The sequence below is a fragment of the Methanocalculus sp. genome (assembly GCF_030651615.1).
In the GTDB taxonomy this organism is placed as follows: Archaea; Halobacteriota; Methanomicrobia; order Methanomicrobiales; family Methanocorpusculaceae; genus Methanocalculus.
On the sequence record NZ_JAUSCG010000231.1, the window covers coordinates 1 to 5032 of the forward strand.

A 5032-nucleotide genomic window follows, 5' to 3' on the forward strand; every position below is an offset into this window, starting at 1 on the left:
CCACTCTTCCCGGAGACGATTGCAGAGAATGCCTCCTGAAGACCGGGTGACTGGTATGCAGGGTCAGAGAAGAGGTTCCTGCCGATCTCTTCTGCGGTTGTGTCATAGAGCACACGCCCGTTTGTATCTGTTACCCAGATATCATAGGAGGTTTTGGCAAGGATCGGAGTAATCTCATGACCGATCATCATCTCAGGCCGGTAGGTGATATCGGTATATCCAAGGTACTCGCCGTCAGAAGAGAAGATCGGGCTGCTCTGTGAGATGCCAAAGAACCCTTCAACCAGCCAGAAGACATCTGATACAATATTCTCCTGAATGGTGTTGGCTCTCTGAACAGCTGGCTGGTACGAGAGATCCATTCCTAAGATCTGGTGATAGTGTTCTGGGACAGCAGCAATAACAACACCATCTGATCTGATGACGATGGAGGATATTGCATAGGGAAACGTCCGGAGCCACCCTCGTAATGAATCCATAGCATCCGGATCATCAAGCCCCTTGCTCGAAAGTACCATTGCATTCTCTTCTGTAGCTTCAGAGAGAGAATTCATTTCGTCATTGATAAGCAGGATCGACTCCTGGAGAATCCGGTTCATCTCAACGTCATCTGACTGTTTCGTTTCATCAACACATCCGCCTATACAGGCAAAAAGAATCAGAAAGATCAGCAGAAAGGTTAATCGTAATCGCATAGATGAGATGTATCGCTTGAAAATATAAAAAACAGATTGAGATGCTGTCCTGTGTATGAGATCAAAATCTCTCTTCTGATTGAAGGTGGGGAAAAATTTATAATATTCATGATACAACTTTTTTACTGAATAGTGAGATCAATGTCGCGACGAAATACGCGAGCTCCACGGGATATCCTGTATCAGGAGGATTATCCCGGTGACTTTGAGGATGTATCAGCATATCTTGATGCAAAAGATCCAACAAGGTACAACCGAAAGGTGAAACGTGACGAGAGAGGTTCAAAGAAGAAAGTCCCACTGCGGAAAGGGGATTTTGAACTGCCTGATCCTGACATTCTTCCGATGAAGAAGAAGATACGAGGGAGAATTCCTGATAGTGAGGGTGAACGTTTCTTCTGAGAGATTCGTTTAGACCGTCCGGAATCAAACCGCCGTTCTTTTTTATCAAAGAAGATCACAAAATCCTTCTTAGCATCTTCAGAATTCCAAGTGGTTTTTTCCTTCAATACTAGTGTTGTAGAGAAGCATGCATATCTGATCCATGCAAACAATAGATGAATGAAGATCAAAGGCTCTCCAAAGACACTGTCAAATGAGCCACGCCCGTTTATGAAGTGGGCGGGTGGAAAGGGGTCCCTCCTCCCGGAGTTCATTGCCCGACTTCCTTCTGGAATTGCTGATGGCACAATCACGTCATATATTGAACCTTTCATCGGTGGAGGTGCCTTCTTCTTTAACTTAGCAATGAAAAACGGGTTTGATGAATGCCATCTCGTTGATATTAATGAAGAGCTGATCCTTGTTTATACAGTCATCCGGCAGGATGTAGAGGCGTTGATAGAGCAACTCGACTCGTTGAAGAAGGAGTATACTGTCCTTGATGAGGATAAGAGGCAGGCGCTCTTTTATGAGATCCGCTCCCGCTTCAATAAAGAGAAATCTTCGTTCAATTACCGTAATTTTTCTGATGCATGGATAGCAAGGGCAGCAGATCTGATCTTTCTAAACCGTACATGCTTCAACGGTCTCTTCCGTGTCAATAGTAAAGGAGAATTTAATGTTCCGTTCGGCAGGTACAAAAATCCTCTTATATCCCAGCCCGATCTCCTCCGTCTTGACTCTACACTCCTTAACAATACAACTCTCCACACTGGGGACTTTACGTTGGTGAGAGAGTACATCACCGAGCATTCGTTCGTCTATTTCGACCCCCCATACCGCCCCCTCAATAAAAGCTCCTTCTTCACAAGCTATGCAAAGGACGGATTTTTAGATGAGGATCAGAGAAGACTTGCTGCATTCTTCCGTGAATGTGATGAGTTAGGGGCATGCTGTATGCTGAGCAACTCAGATCCGAAGAACCATGATCCGGGTGATGACTTCTTTGACTTGCTCTATGACGGCTTTACCATCGAGCGGGTGCTTGCATCGCGGAGGATTAACTCTAACGGTGCCGGGAGAGGGAAGATCCACGAGATCATTGTGAGGAACTACTGAGATGTTGTCAATAGGGTGGCTGCCCTCATAAACGATAATCGTTCACCCGATGGAAAAATCAATACAACCACCCCTTTGCCCTTTGGCGTGAGCATTCAGATTCAGGAGAGGAGATCAGGTTTCACGAAAAGACGCAAAGGCTCTTCCAGATCTGGGTAACACCCTCTTTTGGCGTCTTTGCGGCTTGGCGTGAATATTACTCCCGACTTACTCAAGCCCAATCCTTCCTCATCGCCACCTTTCTCATATCCTCTGGCATCAGTTCGATCGCGTACCGAAGAGCGGTCCTTGGCATCTCCCGTTTATGTTCACAAACATATGAAAAGACCTCGTTCTGGTGCTTTCTGCCCGCCTCCTTCAGAAGCCAGCCATACCCTTTCTGCACAAGATCTTCCGGATCAATCAGGAGGAGATCGGCCAGTCTGAAGGCCTCGGGGAGGAACTCCCCTCGTTTGGCAGGGACGATCAGGGAGACTGCGGCTGCACGCCGAAGCCATCGGTTCTCCGATTGTGCCCATCGATAGAGGTGTTCAACGCATTCCGGGTATTCTGTCAGGAGATCTCCGACGGTATGATTGCAGAAGGTGTCGCATGTTGCCCAGTTGGTGACATACGCTTCGATCCACCGCTAGAATACTCTGATGTCATCCTCTTGAAACCGATCCTTCAGATGGGGAAGCCATGCCGATGCAATAAAGGACTCTTCCATATATCCTGATGCATACAGCTCTTCACAGAGGGAGAAGATCTCCTCCTTCTCTCTCTTTAACACAGTCGACAGGAAGGATTTGGCGATCTTTGTCACTTCTGCTGTCTTCATGCCGTAGACAGTTATCTCTTCTTTAAAGAACCGCCTCCCGCTTGCTGCAATATCCGGATCTGCTCTCTCCTGTAGTATAGATCTGATCTGCTGTACAATATCATCCATATCGGATCAACCCCCTGATGTACTTCCGTATCCAGAGATATCCGAGTATCCCGCCGCAGGTGTTCCCGCAGACAACCCCCCACCAGACCCCCGACTCGCCGTATCCAAGCAGAATTCCGAGAACCCATATGAAGAATGAGATGAAGACGATATTTCTGAAGAACTCAAGGATCAGAGCGGAGAATCCTCTTCCGGTCCCCTGAAAGATCGATGAAGAGAACATGCCTGCCGGTACAAACGGGAAGAACCAGCAGATCGTCCTGAGGAACCCGGTGATCCCTGGTGCCAGATGAGCGCTCTCCGCCGAATACGTGAATATGCCGGCGAGGTATGGGGCAAATATCCAGGTGGCTGCCGTCAGGATGAGGGAGATCATAATCCCATACCGCATCGCGATCCCATAGACAAGACGCAGCCGTTGAAGGTCACGTGAACCATATGATGCACCCGATACTGAGATCAGGGCGATACTGATCCCGATGAGCGGGATGATCGAGAAGAGGACGACCCGCCATCCTGCGGTATAGACCGCGACCGCATCGGTTCCTGCGGTCATGATGAGGATCGCGTTTATCAGAATGAGCACCCCTGACATCATCACAAACTGAAGGCTCGCAGGAATACCGACTTTGATGATATCGAGGCTGGTCTTCATATCCAGCCGGAGATCTGATCGCCTCAGGGTAATATAGGTGGAGCGCCGGACGAAGAGCCAGACATATATCAGCACGGTGACAAGAACGATGGAGATGACAGTTGCCCAGGCAGCACCTGCAATTCCAAGTCCTGCAGGGTAGATCAGGATCGGATCGAGGATACAGTTGATAACTGCCGATGCACCCATCGCGTACATCGTCTTCTTCGTGGCCCCCTCAGCATTGAAGATTGCATATGCAACAGAGGTGAAGAGAAGAAACGGCGTGCATAAAAATACAATGCGGGCATACTCTGCGGTTAATAGTGCAGTCTCTCCTTCTGCTCCAAAGAGGATGGCAAGAGGTGTTGCAAAGATGACGAGGATCGGTGTCACGATCGCCGAGATGATGAGGATGATCCCGATACCCTGCATCGCAGACCGGTCTGCCCCCCGTCGGTCTCCCGCTCCTATCCTGCGTGATATCGCTGAACTGACACCTGCGCCAAGCCCGTTTCCAAGCCCGATCAGGATGAGGAAGAGCGGAGTTACGAACCCGACCGCGGCGAGCGCACCCTCGCCAAGACCAGCTACCCAGATCGCATCAACGAGGTTATAGACGGACTGGAGGAGCATCGCGATGATGACCGGAATGGAGAGTTTAATAATCGCTCTCTTCGGATCACCCGTCAGAATATCAATGCCCGTATGGGAAGGCGTATTTATTTCCTGCATAGTATCTCGATTATAATAAATGTGTCAGTAACTATTCGCTTCAGGGTTTTTACGTCTTGTGACAGAATCATTACATCCCCGATGCTCTTCTCAGAACTATTAAGATGGAGGACGAGAAAGAACCTCTATGGATAGTCTGCCCCTTTGGGGCCTCCGCGTCATGACGATCCTGGCAGCATCCATTATAGCCCTGATGATCGGCTCTCCACTGAATCTCCAGCTTCCGGCAATCCTGCTTGTTGTAATTGGGTGTTACACCCTTGTAGATATCATCAGGCAGATTCCAAACGGTGCATCCCCCCGCAGAAGACGGGGTTAGGAGGAGGTATAATGAATCTCTGCTGATATGGGTGAAGGAGCCCCGGCTATTCTGTGGAGCTCTCATACAATAACTTCATTGTCACCTATTTGATACAGAATGACTGTTTTTGACTGCCAGAATTATGAGCACAACAGTATCTCCGGATGATCATCTTATCATAGGGTTTCTTCATCTTTGCGGGAGAATAACTCTTATCAATGACGCTCCGGTGTGATCTG

General features: G+C 48.6%; 5 protein-coding genes and 1 pseudogene. 3 read left to right on the forward strand and 3 right to left on the reverse strand.

Annotation, left to right across the window (positions count from 1 at the left end; translation table 11 throughout):
* The coding region (locus Q7V06_RS09635) for a cache domain-containing protein (protein WP_370650844.1) at positions 1-695 on the reverse strand (695 nt) is incomplete at its 3' end.
* Between the two features lie 141 nt (positions 696-836).
* Here Q7V06_RS09635 and Q7V06_RS09640 point away from each other — a divergent pair.
* Together Q7V06_RS09640 and Q7V06_RS09645 are read left to right on the forward strand one after the other, a co-directional pair.
* Positions 837-1097, forward strand: coding sequence for a hypothetical protein (locus tag Q7V06_RS09640; protein ID WP_304840976.1), 261 nt, complete (start codon positions 837-839; stop codon positions 1095-1097).
* Between the two features lie 159 nt (positions 1098-1256).
* On the forward strand, positions 1257-2195 hold the full coding sequence (locus tag Q7V06_RS09645) for a DNA adenine methylase (RefSeq protein WP_304840977.1): 939 nt from the start codon (positions 1257-1259) through the stop codon (positions 2193-2195).
* Positions 2196-2406: 211 nt separating this feature from the next.
* Here the strand turns inward: Q7V06_RS09645 and Q7V06_RS09650 are convergent.
* Both Q7V06_RS09650 and Q7V06_RS09655 read right to left on the reverse strand, forming a co-directional pair.
* Positions 2407-3123: pseudogene (locus tag Q7V06_RS09650) on the reverse strand (DNA alkylation repair protein).
* Entirely contained in the window at positions 3116-4492 is a 1377-nt protein-coding gene (locus Q7V06_RS09655; protein WP_304840979.1) for an MATE family efflux transporter, read from the reverse strand. The pseudogene Q7V06_RS09650 and the gene Q7V06_RS09655 overlap by 8 nt, the downstream one beginning before the upstream one ends.
* 127 nt (positions 4493-4619) lie before the next feature.
* Here Q7V06_RS09655 and Q7V06_RS09660 point away from each other — a divergent pair, with 127 nt between their 5' ends.
* Positions 4620-4811, forward strand: coding sequence for a hypothetical protein (locus Q7V06_RS09660; protein WP_304840981.1), 192 nt, complete (start codon positions 4620-4622; stop codon positions 4809-4811).
* Positions 4812-5032 lie beyond the last annotated feature (221 nt).

What these genes read in the sequence shown, in the direction of transcription:
- Q7V06_RS09655 (WP_304840979.1), bottom strand. Translation starts at nt 4,492, where the DNA reads ATGCAGGAAATAAATACGCCTTCCCATACGGGCATTGATATTCTGACG.
- Q7V06_RS09660 (WP_304840981.1), top strand. Translation starts at nt 4,620, where the DNA reads ATGGATAGTCTGCCCCTTTGGGGCCTCCGCGTCATGACGATCCTGGCA.
- Q7V06_RS09640 (WP_304840976.1), top strand. Translation starts at nt 837, where the DNA reads ATGTCGCGACGAAATACGCGAGCTCCACGGGATATCCTGTATCAGGAG.
- Q7V06_RS09645 (WP_304840977.1), top strand. Translation starts at nt 1,257, where the DNA reads ATGAAGATCAAAGGCTCTCCAAAGACACTGTCAAATGAGCCACGCCCG.